The sequence below is a fragment of the Clostridium sp. MCC353 genome (genome assembly GCF_018785315.1).
In the GTDB taxonomy this organism is placed as follows: Bacteria; Bacillota; Clostridia; order Lachnospirales; family Lachnospiraceae; genus CHH4-2.
The window spans coordinates 10,765-28,074 of the sequence record NZ_WQPN01000105.1 but is presented as its reverse complement, the minus strand read 5'-3'; the positions used below and the strand labels follow the sequence as shown (position 1 = coordinate 28,074).

The following is a 17,310-nucleotide window of genomic DNA, read 5'->3' as shown; positions in this document are numbered from 1 at the left end:
TTTATTTTACCGCTCCCGATGTCATATCGGACTGGAAATATCTGTTTAGAAAGATGTATAAGAGGACGGAAGGCAGAATCGCCAAAATCAGGTATGCATATAGCTGGGCCTGCATTTCCATGGTCATATTTCCCGAATCCGTCAGGTAAGTGGTGGCCAGAGTAATCGTATATTTCTCCGTCTTCGTAATAAAAATCAGCGGGATCAGATAATTATTCCAGCAGTAAATGAAACTGAGAAGGCAGACATTGAGTATGGCCGGAAGTCCCAGGGGCAGAATCACCCTTCTGTACACCTGCATACTGGAAGCGCCGTCAATAATGGAAGCCTCCAGTACAGCGTCCGGAATCGTATCGAAGTAGTTTTTCATGGTAACCATCATATAAGGGGCGTGAAAGGCCGCCATAATAATGATAAGGGAAGTATAGGTATTGTTTAGATGAAATGTCTTACCGAAAAACACGAGCGGAACCATGATCGCCGCCGGAGGCAATGTCAGACATCCAACCAACAGATAGTAAAGAACCTTTTTTCCCCTGAACCGGAACTTAGAAAACGCATAAGCGGCCAGGGAAGCCAGAACAACCACAATGGCTGTCGATACAACAGAAACGAATAAACTGTTAAATAAAATTTTGAAATAATTGATCTTGGGATGGTGGAAAATGGCGCCGTAATTGCCAAAACCGTTAATTGCCAGTGATTCTGAAAAAGCCACTGCCAGCGGATAACACCAAATGAGGGCGACGGGAATTAAAACAACCCATTTCCATATTTTTTTCATCTTCATGTTCAGGCCCTCCTATTCAAACTGTGACTTTTCATAGCCTCTGTTCTGGATCACTGCCATGACCAGAGCAATTGCCAGAATGATGATGCCGATGGCAGACGCCTGGCCGCCGTTATACTCATCCAGAGACTTTCTGAACAGGAAGGTGGTCAGAAACTCGGTAGACCGCCCCGGCCCTCCTCCTGTCATCAGAAATACAATATCGAATGTCTTCAAAGACCCTACGATTCCAAGCATGACCAGGCTGGCTGTGGTTCCTTTCAGCATGGGCAGTGTGATGGAATACAGGGTTCTGAAAAACCCCGCCCCATCCAGTTTGGCCGATTCATAAATCTGTTCATCAATCGCCATAAGACCGGCAAAATACGTCATCATGCTGAACCCCATCCAGTTATAGATATTGACACAGATGATGGAAAACAGCGCAAACTTAGGATCTCCCAGCCAGGATACGGCCAGTTTATCGAGTCCCACAGCCCGAAGCATTATGTTTAGCGCTCCGATATTGGTATCCAGGATCATTCTGAATATGGTGGCCAGCACAACCGGAGCCATGATTACAGGCAGAAAATAGATCCCTTTAAAAACAATATTTCCATGAAATCTTTCTTTCAGCAAAACGGCCAGCAAAAGCCCTATGACTGCCTGCATGAATACGGTAACTGCAAAAAATATCAGTGTGTTTTTCAGCGCAATCCGGAACGTTGGGTCTGTTAGGGTATCTATATAATTTTCCAGTCCAACAAACGCCATGTCACTGCTGATCCCGTCCCATTCATGGAAGCTTGTAAAAAATGTATATCCAATACAATAATAGAGTATAAACCCGCTTACCAGAAAGATGGGAAGCAGCAGAAGATAGGGAGTAGCCTTGTTTCCAAATTTCAAAATATTCACCACCTGTAATCATCTTTGATTTATTTTAGTTTCTCATATGCGCTCTGGACTTCAGCCAGGGCTTTATTGATATCTTTTCCCGTAACCACATCCTGCATGGCTACGCCTAAAGCGTTAACAAGTTCCTTGTCATTTAAAAATCTCTTTCCAGCGCTTTCCTGGATTTTTTCCGTCGTATACGGCACAATGGCTCTCTCGGATTCAGATTTAAAATTATCCAGAGTGCGGGGGCTGACATCCTTTTTGGCAGAAGTTCCGCTCAACTGGTCGGCCATAATCTGATTTCCTTCCCCATGAATCATGAAATCCAGAAGGAGTTTGGCAGCTTCTTTGTTTTTCGCATCCTTATTGATCGCTACCGCAATATCCGTGCTGACTACGGCCTTAGGCTCTGACGGCCCGATCTGAGGCAGAATGAACATTCCGAATTCATCGTTATTGGTAGCTCCGTTATATTTAGGGCCGCCTTCCTGCAATGCGCCTGTCTGCCAGGAACCTGTCATGAACATGACCGCTTTTCTGTCAAAGAAATATTTGATGGATGCGTCCGGATACATCTGAAGGCCGATCGCCCCATCCTGGAAGATCTTATCGTCAAACATCTGCTTCCAGGCGGTCATGGTGTCCACAAACACCTGGTCTGTCCAGGGAATGGTTCCCTGTTCCGCTTCATAGAACTTTCCTGGCCCGAACTGCTGGCTGAGGGCATTGAACATGTCCACACATTTATCCGCTTCTTTTGCGCCGTAGACAACTGGAACGATATCCGGATATTTGGCTCTCAGGATTTCCACCGTCTCCTTCCACTCTTCATAAGTTTCGGGTGTCTTTGTAATTCCCGCTTCGTCAAAGAGAGTCTTGTTATACATTACAAACTGTTGTGCGCTTACATTGACCGGAAGGGCCACATAGCTGCCGTCTGCATTCTTACATTCATTCAGTGCATTCTCCAGATATCCATCTTCCCATCCCGCTCCAAATGCTTCGTCCGCAATGGGATCAAGGGGCTCTAAAAATTTCGAATACTGGTTCAGCATAGCCCCGGTCTGCATTCCCATCAGGTCCGGGCCTTCGCCGGAAGCGATTGCTACCTGAAGTTTTTTCTGGTAATCAGGCAGTTCTCCTCTCCAGTATTCCAAGTCGATATCCGGATAAGCCGCTTCAAACGCCGGTTCCAATACCGCAATCTGTTTATCTGTGGGCTGCCATGACCAGTAAACCACTTTCTGCTTTTCCCCGCCTGATCCGCTTTTATCTTCTGCTTCTGTTCCCTGATTCCCCTGTGCAGATGTCTGTTCTGTCTTTGGGGATTCCGCTGTTTTTGGCGCTTCCGGCGCCTTTGATGAACACGCTGTCATGGACAGGGCCATCACCATTCCCCCGAGCAATAATGACATTTTTTTCATATCTGTGAATACCTCCTGTATTTGTATTGAGTTCATTATAATGGAGCCAAATGGACGCCACAACTAAGATATTTTTAGATTTACTACAATATTTTAACTAAATCCGTTTTCCGTTGCCCAATACGGAAAATACAACTATAATAATTTAAAAAGCGGAAGGAATGGAGACTGGATATGTATGAAAGAATGCTGAACAAACAAGAGAAACCTTCTCTGGAAGACATGACGGCCTATTGCGGTGAAAATGCGGGGTTATTCACCCAGTTCAATGAATGGTTATCCAAAACCTATGACACCGACCGGGAAATCACCTTCCCCTACGGCAATCAATATGGCTGGGGAGTTGCCCATAGAAAAAAACGAAAACTTATATGCAATGTATTTGCGGAAAATAATGCGTTTACAGTCATGGTGAGATTGTCGGACAGACAGTATGAAACCGTGTATGGCAACGTACAGGCTTATACCAAGGAATATATAGACAATAAATATCCATGCGGCGACGGCGGCTGGATCCACTACCGGGTCACATGCAAAGAACAGTTGGGGGATATACAAAAAATATTATCTGCTAAGTGCTCATAACTGGCATGGAATTGTATTATTCCGCTCATGGAGCATTTGGCAAGACAGCGCAGCATTCTGCCCTGCTTGCCACTCCTAAGCGTTTTTTATTTTTTACATATTAGTAGTATATCTTTAATAACTTCCGATAATTGCTCAGGATTTTCAACCATAATCATATGACAAGCGTCATGGATAAACACTAAGTTTAGATTATTTAAAGTCTGGGCTGATAAATTTAAATCCTGAATTTTAGCTGGATACCCAGGTATACCCCGGTCACCATAAATCGCATAAATATCCTGTGAGATTTCATTTACCAGATTGGTATAATCAAAATCAACTTGAATTGACTTCAATAATTCAGCGGTATAGAATTCCCTTTCTTCCCTTAACATTTGGAGAATACTTTCTCCGTATAAATCCATGTTTTTTTGTGTCATTAAATTTCTATAGAATTCATTAGCTGGTTTCAAATTAGTGTCTAAGTAAATAATCTTATCGACTTTCATTTTATATTCTGCAATTAATTGCAATGCAACTATTCCTCCAAGACTATGGCCTATCATTGCATCATAACAATAGTGTCCATAGTTTTTATAAACCCATTCAGTAAGATCATCAACTTTTTTTGCATTTAGTGTTACATCATGTGGATACTCCACGTAATCAATTTCAAAGTTACTTAAATAAGGATTTATATAATCCCATATGTTTTTCGTACAATTAACACCATAGAGTATCATCAATCGCATAATTCATTTCCTTCTATAATTTTCTTTTTTCGCTTTACAGCTTACCCGCATTTTCGTATAATTATGGCAGGCAGTTCCTACTGCCGGGTGGCTTCCATCTCCAAAAGGGGGTGGTTTAACATGAGTACATATGAAACTCTTTCATTGATGATCGCGTTTGGAGTACTTGTTGTTATGATTATAGGTACAAAAAAATAGTCACCCGCCTCCCAAAGCAAACGTGACTATTTTTTTATAATATTCATTCTTTGGAAGCCACTCGTTGGAGTGAACTGCCTTTTTGTACCTTTATTATAATTCAATTATATCCCACATGTCAATCGTATTTTTACAGTTAGCTACGTCTTCATTTTCGTATTTCTCATCAAAGCAAAATTTTCCTTTTTCTATTTACAGTTTACCCGCATTTTCGTATAATTATGGCAGGCAGTTCCTGCTGCCGTGTCTTCCATCTCCAAAAGGGGGTGGTTTAACATGAGTACATATGAAACTCTTTCATTGATGATCGCGTTTGGAGTACTTATTGTTATGATTATCGGTACAAAAAAATAGTCACCCGATCTCCCAAGCACAGTGACTATTTTTCATTAAGTTATTAACTTGGAAGCCACTCGTTGGAGTGAACTGCCTTTTGTACCTTTATTATAATTCAACTTCAGTACATCTGTCAATTATGATTTTCCAGATATCCACCCGGACGCAGCTTTGCGCCTCCTTCTACCACTCATTTTCCAAAAATTCCACAATATCAATGGCCTTGGGCGGACATCCTTTCAAGCTCTTTTTAAACCCGCAGGTGCACTGCCCCACACCGATCTCTCCGCTTTTTCCTTTATATCCCTGTCCGATGCAGATTTGAGGCAGCCCTTTATGCAGGCGTCCGGAATCATTTAAACGGTCCAGCGCATAGATCAGGGAGCCATAGCATGCGCTGCAGGCGTCCTTGGCATCGGCATATCCCGCCAGTTTCTGAACCCGGTGGGTCATTCTGAAACGGCTTCCTGTGACGTCTTCATTCAGCATGATCACATTGGCATTTGCCGTGTCCGCGCTTCCAACTCCCAGTTTTTCCGCCATGCGGATATAGGGAACCTCATCCACAGCATATCCCATACAGTCACACACAAACGCGTCGCACAGTACAGGATCTTTAAATCCAAGGACCCGGTTCATGGTCACCGGGTTTCCGCCTTCTTCAAAATCCAGATCACCGCAGATATTATCCACCAGTATGAAATCATTTTTAGCGATGGTGTTCAAATGAGCGATGGGCTTATGTAAACCAAGGGTATGGAAACGCCTTTTCTCGGCATTGGGAATCACCCCTTTATTGTTCTTCAGCGCGCAGGTTACCGTGGTCTGGCAGTGGCCTTTCAGTACTGGCATATTGATCATATAATCCACAGCAGCCGCCTTATCGCACAAACGGATCTTCATCCCTTTGGCGTCATATTCCTGATAAGTGTCTTTCTGAAGATCCACCAGGGGAACATTGTATTTTTTAGACACATCCCTGTACCCGGCGGCTGAGAATGCGGACTGGGTGTTGTCTCCCACCCAGGAACCTTCCATAATGGAGATGTTTGTAAAATGATGTTCCTGCAGGTATTCAATCACACCCGCCAACAGTTCCGCGTGGGTAGTAGCCCCGCTGGAAGGATCTTTTGCCACAACCAGGTTGGGCTTTAGCGCAATTTTTTTGGATGTATCGCCGATGTCAGACGCCACATCCGCCTGTTCCAGCACCTTTTTCGCCATGTTTTTATAATCAGTTCCGTGTATCATAATAATATCATTTTTATTCATATTTACCTCCATAGCCGAAGCATTTTTTACGCAAATATTGTGTTACGTAATGTTTACGATACATAGGCACGTATTGAGAATTTCAGATTCTCAACTGCGAGGTGTGTAAAATAAGCCATCAGGATTATTTTTCACACTGCCACCCTTACCAATGTCTGACCAGCCAGCTTTTATAGCACATCTGAAAAATGAGGCCGCAGCCGTTTAAACACCTTCAATCCAATCAAGAATACCACCACCGTAAACACCCAGAAATACACCGTCAAAGTTGGCCGCTCCCAAAAATAATTCCCGGTCAGCATGCTGTCCCTGTATCCTGCCACAATATAATAAAACGGATTCAGTTTCAGCACCGGCACCACCCAGGGCGCTTTCTGCGAGAACAGGGATTCGTGGTACATGATGGGGGTCAGCCACATGCCGAACTGTAAGCAGATGCTGACGATCTGGGCCATATCCTTAAAAAATACATTGATAGCGCAGGTGAAATAACCGATTCCCAACGCCAGCATGGAGGCCGCAAAGGTATAATACAGGATTTGCACCCAGGTTGCCATCGGAAATCTCCCATAGCAGAGAAACATGATCAGCATGATCATGATAAAAAAGGCATGGACCATAAGGCAGGACACCAATTTGATGATCGGAAGTATTTCTACCCGGAACACCACCTTTTTTACCAGATAACTGTACTCCTGAAGGCAGTTGGTCACGCTGTTTAATGCTTCGCTGTAGAAAAACCAGGGCACAATTCCAGGCACCAGCCAGACCACATAAGCCACATCCGGCACAGGCGGTTCACTTTTAAACCCTACCTGGAAGATGAAGAAATAGATCAGCACCGTCACAAGCGGCTGGACAAACATCCATACTATACCAAAATAAGAACCGACGAACCTCTTTTTAAAATCCGCCTTCGAAAGATCCCAGATCAATTTCCTCTTTTTAACAATTTCCTTCAATAAGGATATCAAATAATTCATCCTGCTATCCTCTTCATTTAAAATTTGAATGTTTCCCTAAGTCCGCCCCACTTCTGGTCTTTCTCAGAGATGATCAGTTTCATATCCTCTGTAACCGGCCATTTCACGCCGATTTCCGGATCGTTCCAGGCCAGTCCGCCCTCATCGCCCGGATGATAGAAATCCGTACACTTATAAGCGAATTCCGCCTCATCAGACAATACTAAAAAGCCATGGGCAAAGCCTTCCGGAATGTAGAACTGTTTTTTATTCTCCGCGGATAATTCCACGCCGAACCATTTACCATATGTTTTTGAATCAGAACGGAGATCCACCGCCACATCGAATACGGTTCCACGCACTGCCCGGACCAGTTTGCCCTGGGGGAACTGTTTCTGGAAGTGAAGGCCTCTTAAAACGCCTTTCACCGACATGGACTGGTTGTCCTGGACGAATACCATGTTTAAACCGGCTTCCTTAAAGTCATTCTGGTTGTATGTTTCCACAAAATAGCCTCTTTCATCCTTGAATACGGTTGGTTCAATTACATATAATCCTTCTATGTCACAAGCTGTAACTTTGATCTTTCCCATGTTAATCTCCTTTGATCTGCATTTTTTTACATAAAGGGTGAAGGCATTTTCGAAAAAGCCTTCACGTTTTAACATAAAACGTGAAGGCTTTTCTGAAAATGCCTTCACCCTTTATGTTAAAAAATCTCACCGTTAATAATATACCACTACAACCGGATGCTGACAATACTAAACAGCCGGAGCAGCACGTACCCATTCAGCCAGCACATCAGATAGAGCACCGCCCTGTCCCCATTTTTCGTTAGCACCACCCAGTCATTCTTCACCGTCAGCAGAAATACCGGCAGCACAGGCAGGAAATACCTCCCCTGCACACCTGCAATTACCGCTGAACTCAAGGGCGTCCAGGCAATCAGCATGGATAGGCATACAGCCGCACCGCAGCCCAGACACAACACCCAGATCCAAACTCTGGCCCCCATCTTAAACGGCAGGTTCTCTCCGGGCTTTCGTAAAGCAAGACCTATGAGGCACAGGGTAAATGCCGCCGCCGCCAGATAGGGCACATTCAACACTTCATCGATATTTCCAAGATATGCCCCGATCATAGTAAGATGATAATGCTCCGCCTGATACAAAACCGTATTATAAAATATCCTGATCATTTTAACCGGATTATGGATCAGATAGGTCAGGCTGTATCCCGCTTCCTCAGCCCAGGGCACATAGCTTTCCGCCTGCGTCGCGTAAACCGCTATGGTCCGGCTGTTGATTAACAGCATGGACAGGGCAAAAGCCCCTGCCACCAGGGCCGCGGACAAAAACCATTTCCCCCAGCCGCCAAACTTCCGTACAGGGATCAGAAGGCAAAGTCCCATAAGCACTGCATATACCATTTTACACGGCCCCAGCACCGCCATGATCACCGCCATCACGACCACATCCACGGCCCTGACCCGTTCCCTGGAATATGCCAGATCCAGACAGCAGGCCGTGAAATAAAATGCCAGCGCCAGAATCATCACATCATAGGACATGGATCCGGTCAAATGAAGCGTCATCGGCAGCATTGAAGCTCCGAACACCACCTCTTTGCCAAATGGCATCCGCTTCATAGCCAGCCAGACGAAAAGCACATAAAAGAACAGGTTACATAACCGTCCCAGAAACATGAGCCCAATCCCGTTCATACCCATCATCCGTCCCAATGTAACTCCCAATGCCTGGGGCAGATAGGCGAGAGGCGTCGTGTTCACTGGAATCAGGTTGGAAACCGCAGCGCTTTCCCCCTCCCAGCCCTTCCCGCCATCCACCGGCTGCCCCTCATAGTCCAGGGCGTCAGGATTGTCCGAACCTCTGAATAATCCATTTTCATGAATCACCCGGTAAACGGATTCGTCCAGCAGATGGCCGAGTATCACCGGCTCAGCCTTCTCACCGGTTTTGTACCGGCTGTCCACCCCCATAAGGTCTTCAAAGTATAGATCCCGGGAGCGGATCAGCACATGGCCGTCCCGGTGGGTGGGATTTTTGCCCATGATCTGATTGGAGAGCTTATAGGCGCTGATATAGTGGCTACTCTCGTCCGGGGCGCATAAGGGCGGCAGCACACACAGATACAGAATTCCAAAACCCAGGCCGAAAACCAGAAACACCTGTTCCAGCTTCCATTCTCTTTTTACCAGAAGGAGATATCCCCCGGCCGCCACCACGCCAAACACGAAAACAGCCAGAATCAGATAATTTTTCAACAGCCAGGAATCCCCTGTCTCAAATACTCCGTCCTTCACATCCAAAAGGTGCCACCCAAACAGCAGCAGCAGGATCACAATGCTCACCGGATAAATGGCCCCGGCTTTCATTTTTTTAATATTCTTCATATTTCCCTACTCCACACCGCATTCCTTGTTTCCCCGGGACAGGTTCTCATCCCCTGCGGCTGTCATTTCCAGCCCGGCCTCCATATCTTCCCTCATCTTTTCGTCCAAAGCCATCCTCTGCACCAGATCCTTTAACTTCGTCTCCAGCTGTGAGATATGGATCGTCATATAAAATACCTTGATAATCAACAGGAAAATGACAAAGAGGAAGAGGAAATTGGCCGTGGAATACACTCCCGCCAGATGGGCCAGGAAATCCGCGGATTTTGGAAAAATGCTGAATACCACCAGCATCAGGGCCACGATCACCCAGTAAATCGCGGCTTCAATCTGCACCTTCGCCTGCCTGATCTTGCGCATCATGAGAAACAGAGTTCCAAATGACACCAGCACCAGCATTACCCTTAACATAGGCGTCATCATAATCCATCACCTGCTTTCGTCCAGTAACTTTTGTTCATGGTACATCTAAGCACCACCCACATGGGAAGTTTTTTATAACGTTTCCCCAAACGGTAACCCAGATATTTGCACCCGCTCTGCCATATTAATAAGGGGATCAAATGACCTTTTTTCGACCGCCACAGCCAGGCCGCCGTATTCTTCACCAGCCGGATCCCCTCACTTTCCGATGGAATCCCGCCAAATACCTCGGGATGGTCCGCCTGGGACACCGCCAGGTCAAAATTCCGTTTAAACTGCTCCGGGCCGCTTAAATTATGGGAATGCACCACCCGGGCCTTTGCCGCATATACGATGGAATATCCCGCTTTCACAGCTCCGGCCGCAAAAATCATATCTTCATTAAATATGGTTTTTGTGATAAATCCGCCCAGTTTAAGGTAAATCTCTCTGTCGTAAGCACAGCAGACATTGGAGGCAAAATAGGTCTTGATCCCCATTTGATCCAGATCATTTAATGTTTTTACCTGATTTTTATCAGGATAATTAAAAGACCTGGTGTACCGTTCGATCACCCGGCAGTCCTTTGCAGGAAGCTGCCTTCCATAGACTTCGGCCACATTGTCCGCCAGGTCAAAGCCTTCCACCAGCCGCCCGATCAGCTCTTCATTTTCCGGCACCGAATCGTCTGTCATGAATACGACAATATCCGCCTCCGAATACCTCACAGCCTGTCCCCTGGTTCTGCCATGGTCAAACTCCGCCTGCTTCAGATGATGGACTTCCAGAAGGCCGTCCGCCTCATATTCCTTCTTCCAATACTTCTCTTCCGTATTCATGATAATGATTTTACGGACAGGATAATTCTGCCGCTTCAGCATGGCCAGAAGCTGCTCAAATTTATGATCCGGTTTGTAGGCCGGGATGATCACATCCACCGTTTTTTCATTTTTCATAGTTTATCATTTCTCCCTGCGTAACGTCATTATAAACCTTTTGCGCCGCCCTTCCCCTTTTCATACGAAATATACGTAAAAAATGCAAATCCCACAGCCATCAAAATCATCAGGAAAAGATAGATGAGCGAAGCCCCCATCAATCCATATTTTATGACAAATACAGGCGACAGGATCAACGCGGCAATGGCGGCCACAAGATAAATGGTGAATACAAACCTCTGTTTCCTCATGATCACCAGCGCATAATAGAGAAGGTTTGAAAACGCGTAAAATGCGCCGCCCAGCACAATCACAGTAAATTCTCCATGAAGCAACACCAGTTTCCCAGCATAGCTCTCTCCCAGCAGAAACTCCAGAATTCCAAGCACCGGACGTCCGATCAGCCAGGTCAATCCCACAGCCAGAATGCTGAGCCCTAAAATTACCAGGCCGATTTTCCCCACCATGTTCCTGAACTCTTTCAAACGCCCCCGGTTCCAATACTCCGTAAGGGGCGTCAGGAATGGCCGGATCACAAAGCCCGCCACCAGGTTGATCACAGAAGTGGGCATGAATATAATATTAAAATACCCGGATGCCGCATCATTTATATGGGCATCTATGGCATATTTTGCCGAAGAGAACACGTAAAAATCCAAAAAAGTGGAAATGAACAATAAAAAAGTGCTGCCAAACAGCCCCTTCAAACTTCCCGGGCGCAGCTTCCAATTGATTCCCGTAAGCCTGCGTATGATGGAAACATCAAATACCAAAAGCCCCAGAACCTGTGCAGCCACAGCAGCCATACAGGACAAGGCCAGGCGCTTTGTGGCCGTCAAAAAGATCAAAAATACAGAAACGGAAAGCATGGTACGGAATGTATTGGACTTTCCGGTCAGATGGAGATTGCCGTTTCTCTGAAACTCCGATTCAAACACATCGGCAAACCCATCGATAATTTTATAGCAGACCATTAAAAATACAACCGCGCATTTTTCAGCCGTATATCCGCTGAACATCAGATACAGGATTCCCACTCCCAGCGCAGCGAAACAGGTAACAGCCCTGTGGCGGAGATAGTCTCCCATGGAATATTCATTGGAACCGTCCGTGATCTGAAACGGCCTGGTTCCAAAATAAGCCACAATAAACATCTGCTGCCCAAAGACGCTGAACGCAAACGCAAACCCCCCCCCCTGCTCATCGCCCATGATCCGCATCACAAGGAAGGAAAGAACCATGCTGGCTAAGGCATAGCAGAAACTGCCGATCATATTCCAGACCATGTTATCCCGGGCTTTGTCAGCACCTGTTTTCATAAGTTTTCGCGCTAAGAATTCCATAAATTTTCCTCATTCAGTTTTATGTGCCAGATTATTTTCCAGCCTACCCCCGCCTGTCCGGCCTGAAATTCTGTATCATCAGAATCGAAATTAGTATCCGGGTCATGTAGCGCACCGCCACCATGGGTTTTAAATAGCTCTCCCCGCCAGTCCTCTCATCAATCCTCACCGGCACCTCAGCCACCTTCGCCCCCCGCTTCAGCAGGTAGGAAATGGTATCCGGCTCCGGCCCATAGTTTAAATTAAGTGCAAACTGCTTGATCATATCCCGGTTAAACATCCGCATTCCCGACGTTGGGTCTGTAATTTTAACTCCGGTGGTCATCCGGATGGCCATGCTGATCAGACGGCTTCCGATCATGCGCGCGCTCATATCTTTAGGCTGATCCACAAACCGGGAGCCGATGACGATATCATACCCCTCGTCCATCTTTTTTCTCATCTCTCCGATGAATTCCGGACGGTGCTGGCCGTCCCCGTCGAACTGGATCGCATGGGAATATCCCCTTTGGTAGGCATATTTCATTCCCGCCTGAAAACAGCCGGCCAGGCCCAGATTGACCGGAAGGTCCAAAAGGTTATATCCGCGTTCCCGGCAGATTTCAGCCGTATGGTCCGTAGAGCCGTCATTCACCACAATATAATCAAGTTCAGGATGTCTTTTCAGGTCCTCAATCACGCGTTCAATGTTCGCCTCTTCATTATAAGAAGGAACCACCAAAAGTACTTTCTGCATCTGCCTTTGTCTCCTATGTCATCACCGGTCCGCCTGGTTTAAGCAGACCATTCTGATATCCTTGTACCCCTTAATTCCAGTTTGGGCCGTTAAAAGCTCAGGCCCTGCCGTCATCCCCCGGCTCCAGTTTATGATCGCCTGGGGCAGGTTCACCCCTGCCATGTGGCTGAACGGATATCCGCCGCCAAATCTGGCATTCAGTTCCAGTATATAGAATTCCCCGTCTTTCTCAAACAAATCCATATCCAGGTTGCCCCGGTGCTTTAAAAGTACCGATATCCTCTCACCAATCTGCCTTAAAGCCGGGATTTCCACCGTTTCCGCGCTGTCCGTTTCACCGGAACGCATGGCGTCTTTCCGCTTTTGAACCGCATTCCGGTAATTTCCGTCCAGATCATTGATCACATCCATGCCGTATTCCTGGCCTGCCAGGCATTCCTGAATGAGCACACAGGATTCCGGCGCCTGGACCGCCTCATATTTCAAATAGGATTCCCCTATATTTTTTCTCGTTTTTTCATAAAATATTTCCAGTTCTTTCCGGTTATCCGCCCGGTACAGGGCCAAAGATCCCATGCCCCATCGTGGCTTCACCATCACCGGAAAGCTGATCTCCCCTGCTTCCAATGCCTTTACAGCCTCATCCGGCCGCAGATAGGTGCGGGGCGCTAAAAAACCGTTTTCCAGTAAAAATGTATAAGTTTTCCATTTATCATTACAGATTTCTATGACTTCCGGTTCCGATACCACCACAAATGTCCCGATTTCCTCAAATTCTTTCCTGTGGGCAGCCAAAACAGGAAGGTCAATATCGAACAGGGAAACCAAAACCCCGATCTCTTCCTCCCGGCAGAGGTTCAGCAGAAACGGAATATAACCTTCATCATAAATGACAGGCGAAACAAATGCCTTATCGGCAGCCGTCCACGCCTGGGACACCGCGCTGTTGGTTACCACCACAGTCCCCTCTTCTCCCACCGCCTGTTTAAAATATTCCACCAGATAGCTGCGCCTTCCGACGCTGGTTAAAAGCACATTCATTTCGCATACCTCAATATTCCGTCGCAAACCCGGTCCACATCCTCCGGCGTCAGTGACGCATAGCAGGGAAGGGTCATAACCTGTTTTGCAATCTTCTTTGCAGTTGGCGTATCATCGGATGAATACTGTCCCTTATAACATTCAAAATCATTGATTAACGGGTAGAAATACTTGCGCGCATAGATCTCATCCTGAGCCAGCAGCTCATACATCTCGTCCCGCGTCTTAGAAAAACCGTCAAACAGCACCGGGAAATAAGCGTAATTTTTCTTTACCTCCGGCTGGTCCTTTGGCATCACCAGGCCCTTCACGCCGGAAAGCCGTTTCAGATAATGTTCCGTCACAGCCCTGCGCTTTTCGATCTCCTCTTCCAAATGATTCAGGTTGCAGATTCCCATGGCGGCCTGGAATTCGTTCATCTTGGCATTTCCGCCCACCTGGATTACGTGTTCCTGGTCGATGATACCGAAATTCTTCAAACAGGTCAGCCTGTTTTCCAGGCTTTTCTCCCTGTACGTGACCGCGCCCCCTTCAATCGTATTGAACACCTTGGTGGCGTGGAAGCTGAAAATGCTGGCGTCCCCTAAATTGGCAACGCTGACGCCATTTACCGTCTCCCCAAATGTATGGGCAGCGTCGTAAACCACCTTCAGATTATATTTTCGGGCAATTGCCTGGATTTTATCCACATCGCAGATATGGCCGTAAACGTGAACCGGAACAATCGCCGATGTCTTTTCTGTGATCAGCGCCTCGATCTTGTCCGCGTCGATGGTATAATGTACCGGATCGATGTCGCAGAACACCGGTGTCAGGCCATTTCTCACAATTGCGTGAGTGGTGGACGCAAAACTGAAGGGCGTGGTGATCACCTCTCCCGTCAGCTCAAGGGCCTGGAGGACCATCTCAAGCGCCATATGCCCATTGACAAACAGCACCAGATTGTCCGTATCCATATATTCTTTTAACCTGGCCTCCAGCGTCTGGTGATAATCCCCCATATTGGTCATCCAGGCGGTTTCCCAGATAGGTTTTATCATCTCCGCGAACTCCTCATAAGGAGGAAGGGAGGATCTCGTCACTAAAATCGGTTTCACTTTATCAGACATGTTCTTCCTTTCTGCGGCCTCGTAATATTCCCTACCACCGCAACCTGCATACTCTCGTCAAAAACCGGATCTCCAGCATCACAATTCCCAGAAATGCCTTCGCCGCCGCCATCTTAACAGGCCCGGCTCCCAGATAGGTTTTATAGTAATATAACTTGCTTTCATGCAGGATCTTTTGTTTCGCCTCAATACTCCCCACCGTCTTATCGATGGTTACGGAATGGGCATGTATATAGCTTTGGCCCGTCAAAAGCAGGGTCTTTTTCCCCTGTGTTTTTAACTTCTGTCCCAATATCTTTTCTTCATAATATAGAAACACCTCTTCATCGAACAGAGGCCCGCACTCCCTCACTGCCGCCGCTTTCACCATAAAAAATGATCCCGGCACCGCATCCACTTCCACAAAGGGCCGTTTCTGGTAATGGTCTGATCCGTAGCCCAAAAACCGTTTCAACAGCCGTCTGCTCACAAGTCCTGTATCCAGAAGGTCGCCAAACATGGGCAGCAGCTTCCAACAGGAAAACATGGCGCTGCCATCCGTCCCTTTCACCATGGCTGATACCATGGCATACTCCGGCCTGGCCTTCAGCGTATTCTTCATATCATACACGCATTGCCGGGAAAAAACAACATCCGGATTGGCGATCACAATATAATCGGAATCTAATTTTTCCACAGCATAGCGGATCCCCAGATTATTGCCGCTCCCATAGCCGCCGTTTTTTTCAGCCCGGAGAAGGTGAATCTTTCCGCCCTCCCATGCTTTTAACTGTTCATACGAATCATCGGTGGAATGGTTGTCCACCAGGATGATATCATCCAGGCAGGAATATGAAATGATCCGCTCCACAAGCTGCAGGGCTGTGGGCGCGTCATTATAATTCAGAATCACACAACTGATTTTACTCATAGGACTGTCTGCCACCTCATTTTTTCTTGCGGGAATCGATGATTTTCATACCGAACCGTTTGCTGATCCATTTGCGCACAGGAGGACAGATTCTGGTAACCTGGTTCATGGCGAAATATAGAAGCATATACAGTTCTTTTCCCTTTTCCTTAGGAGTTCCCCGCCATGGGGTCCGCTCCAGATAATAATCATAGTATTTCCTGTAATAATTCCGGTTTCCCGCCACCCAGGGCCGTTCATCCCCCATATAATGGATCACTGCCGGGCGCCGTCTGGCCTCTTCAAATTCTTCTTTTGAGACTTCCCGGTAAGCCCTGGTGGCCCCCACTAAAGTTTCATAGCGGAAATAGCGGTAATTGGTAAAAAAATTATATTTTGGAGGAAGCGTTTTAATCCTCCCTTTCAGGACGCCGTTCAGCGTATCCTGGTCGCAGGCAAACAAAAGGCCGTTCTTCCGGCTGTAAAATTCCATAAACTGCTTCTGGACGTCTTCTCTGCGCCAGCCTTCAAGATCCATCAAAAGCACGCCCGAATTATAATACGCCTCTTCCTGCCGTAAATCAATCACCGATTTTATTTCCGTATAAACGGTGGGTTCCATCACCATCCCCACCAGGCTGCCGGAAAGATCCGTTTCCCATAGCTCTTTCAGCCCGCCGAGAACCACTGTATCGCAGTCCAGATACAAAGCCTTTTTCACTTCAAGAGGCAGCACTCCGGCTGAAAACAGCCTGGTCATCGCGCTGATATCAAATCCTCTGGTGTCGATCTGATAATCGAACCTCTCTTTCAAATCACCAAGTTCAATGACTGTCACTTTCCTGCCAAAATCCGCCCCGATTTTCTTCAGCCGGTCCTGATATTCCGGGGACATTCCGGCAGACAAAAGATATACATTCAGTTCCTCCATCTCCGCGTTGTGTTCCAGCAGGGAATACAGGGATACGGCCAGATGTCTGGCGTAGCCGTCATTGGACGCATATACAATGTTCATATCCAGATCCTTCCTGATTTATTGTGGCAGTTCAGACGGCTCAACTTCTTGACCGGTATAACTGGTCAAGAAGCATCGGATGTCCATCCGATGTGACAATTGATATGGAAAGCTGCTTACAAGCAAGCTTGACGCTGCTTTCCACATCAATTGTCCCGCCGTCTGAACTGTTAGCATAAAATAGTAACAATTCAGATGGCTCATCTTCTTGACCGGTATAACTGGTCAAGAAGCATCGGATGTT

At 46.7% G+C, this 17,310-nt stretch carries 17 protein-coding genes and 1 pseudogene; 1 reads left to right on the top strand and 17 read right to left on the bottom strand.

What is annotated here, in order from left to right; translation table 11 throughout:
- Nucleotide 1 precedes the first annotated feature (1 nt).
- Genes GPL15_RS17940 through GPL15_RS17930 form a run of 3 tightly spaced genes read right to left on the bottom strand, consistent with a single transcriptional unit; the run spans nucleotide 2 to nucleotide 3,093 of the window.
- Nucleotides 2–790 carry a carbohydrate ABC transporter permease gene (locus tag GPL15_RS17940; protein ID WP_215700068.1) on the bottom strand — a complete coding sequence of 263 codons (789 nt, stop codon included), beginning with the start codon at nucleotides 788–790 and terminating at the stop codon, nucleotides 2–4.
- Between the two features lie 12 nt (nucleotides 791–802).
- Nucleotides 803–1,678: a sugar ABC transporter permease gene (locus GPL15_RS17935; RefSeq protein WP_215700067.1), complete on the bottom strand. Its 876-nt coding sequence runs from the start codon at nucleotides 1,676–1,678 to the stop codon at nucleotides 803–805.
- A gap of 29 nt (nucleotides 1,679–1,707) precedes the next feature.
- Nucleotides 1,708–3,093: an extracellular solute-binding protein gene (locus GPL15_RS17930; RefSeq protein ID WP_215700066.1), complete on the bottom strand. Its 1,386-nt coding sequence runs from the start codon at nucleotides 3,091–3,093 to the stop codon at nucleotides 1,708–1,710.
- A gap of 174 nt (nucleotides 3,094–3,267) precedes the next feature.
- Here GPL15_RS17930 and GPL15_RS17925 point away from each other — a divergent pair, with 174 nt between their 5' ends.
- Complete coding sequence (locus GPL15_RS17925) at nucleotides 3,268–3,678, top strand: DUF3788 domain-containing protein (protein ID WP_215700065.1); 411 nt, start codon at nucleotides 3,268–3,270, stop codon at nucleotides 3,676–3,678.
- Nucleotides 3,679–3,764: 86 nt separating this feature from the next.
- Here GPL15_RS17925 and GPL15_RS17920 read toward each other — a convergent pair whose 3' ends face one another.
- From GPL15_RS17920 to GPL15_RS17855, 14 genes and pseudogenes are all read right to left on the bottom strand, one after another.
- The gene (locus GPL15_RS17920; protein ID WP_215700064.1) at nucleotides 3,765–4,412 is read right to left on the bottom strand and encodes an alpha/beta hydrolase; all 648 of its coding nucleotides are present in this window, start codon (nucleotides 4,410–4,412) and stop codon (nucleotides 3,765–3,767) included.
- 717 nt (nucleotides 4,413–5,129) lie between these two features.
- Complete coding sequence (locus GPL15_RS17915; RefSeq protein ID WP_215700063.1) at nucleotides 5,130–6,218, bottom strand: DUF362 domain-containing protein; 1,089 nt, start codon at nucleotides 6,216–6,218, stop codon at nucleotides 5,130–5,132.
- A gap of 170 nt (nucleotides 6,219–6,388) precedes the next feature.
- Nucleotides 6,389–7,201 (bottom strand): ABC transporter permease, encoded by an 813-nt coding sequence (locus GPL15_RS17910; protein WP_215700062.1) that lies wholly within the window; start codon nucleotides 7,199–7,201, stop codon nucleotides 6,389–6,391.
- Between the two features lie 17 nt (nucleotides 7,202–7,218).
- The gene (gene rfbC / locus GPL15_RS17905; RefSeq protein WP_215700061.1) at nucleotides 7,219–7,773 is read right to left on the bottom strand and encodes a dTDP-4-dehydrorhamnose 3,5-epimerase; all 555 of its coding nucleotides are present in this window, start codon (nucleotides 7,771–7,773) and stop codon (nucleotides 7,219–7,221) included.
- 146 nt (nucleotides 7,774–7,919) lie between these two features.
- Nucleotides 7,920–9,593, bottom strand: a complete 1,674-nt coding sequence (locus tag GPL15_RS17900) for a DUF2142 domain-containing protein (protein WP_252198493.1) — start codon at nucleotides 9,591–9,593, stop codon at nucleotides 7,920–7,922.
- Between the two features lie 6 nt (nucleotides 9,594–9,599).
- Nucleotides 9,600–10,016 carry a DUF2304 domain-containing protein gene (locus tag GPL15_RS17895; RefSeq protein ID WP_215700060.1) on the bottom strand — a complete coding sequence of 139 codons (417 nt, stop codon included), beginning with the start codon at nucleotides 10,014–10,016 and terminating at the stop codon, nucleotides 9,600–9,602.
- On the bottom strand, nucleotides 10,013–10,951 hold the full coding sequence (locus tag GPL15_RS17890; protein WP_215700059.1) for a glycosyltransferase family 2 protein: 939 nt from the start codon (nucleotides 10,949–10,951) through the stop codon (nucleotides 10,013–10,015). The genes GPL15_RS17895 and GPL15_RS17890 overlap by 4 nt, the downstream gene beginning before the upstream one ends.
- 29 nt (nucleotides 10,952–10,980) lie before the next feature.
- The gene (locus tag GPL15_RS17885; protein ID WP_215700058.1) at nucleotides 10,981–12,276 is read right to left on the bottom strand and encodes a lipopolysaccharide biosynthesis protein; all 1,296 of its coding nucleotides are present in this window, start codon (nucleotides 12,274–12,276) and stop codon (nucleotides 10,981–10,983) included.
- 43 nt (nucleotides 12,277–12,319) lie between these two features.
- Nucleotides 12,320–13,012, bottom strand: coding sequence for a glycosyltransferase family 2 protein (locus GPL15_RS17880; RefSeq protein ID WP_215700057.1), 693 nt, complete (start codon nucleotides 13,010–13,012; stop codon nucleotides 12,320–12,322).
- A 21-nt stretch (nucleotides 13,013–13,033) separates the two neighbouring features.
- A complete protein-coding gene (locus tag GPL15_RS17875; RefSeq protein ID WP_215700056.1) occupies nucleotides 13,034–14,053 on the bottom strand; it encodes an ATP-grasp domain-containing protein in 1,020 nt (339 codons plus the stop codon).
- Nucleotides 14,050–15,162, bottom strand: a complete 1,113-nt coding sequence (locus tag GPL15_RS17870) for a DegT/DnrJ/EryC1/StrS family aminotransferase (RefSeq protein WP_215700055.1) — start codon at nucleotides 15,160–15,162, stop codon at nucleotides 14,050–14,052. The genes GPL15_RS17875 and GPL15_RS17870 overlap by 4 nt, the downstream gene beginning before the upstream one ends.
- A gap of 31 nt (nucleotides 15,163–15,193) precedes the next feature.
- The gene (locus GPL15_RS17865) at nucleotides 15,194–16,072 is read right to left on the bottom strand and encodes a glycosyltransferase family 2 protein (protein WP_215700054.1); all 879 of its coding nucleotides are present in this window, start codon (nucleotides 16,070–16,072) and stop codon (nucleotides 15,194–15,196) included.
- Nucleotides 16,073–16,088: 16 nt separating this feature from the next.
- Nucleotides 16,089–17,066, bottom strand: a complete 978-nt coding sequence (locus GPL15_RS17860; protein ID WP_215700053.1) for a glycosyltransferase family 8 protein — start codon at nucleotides 17,064–17,066, stop codon at nucleotides 16,089–16,091.
- Between the two features lie 40 nt (nucleotides 17,067–17,106).
- A pseudogene (locus GPL15_RS17855) lies at nucleotides 17,107–17,310 on the bottom strand (hypothetical protein); the annotation flags it as partial.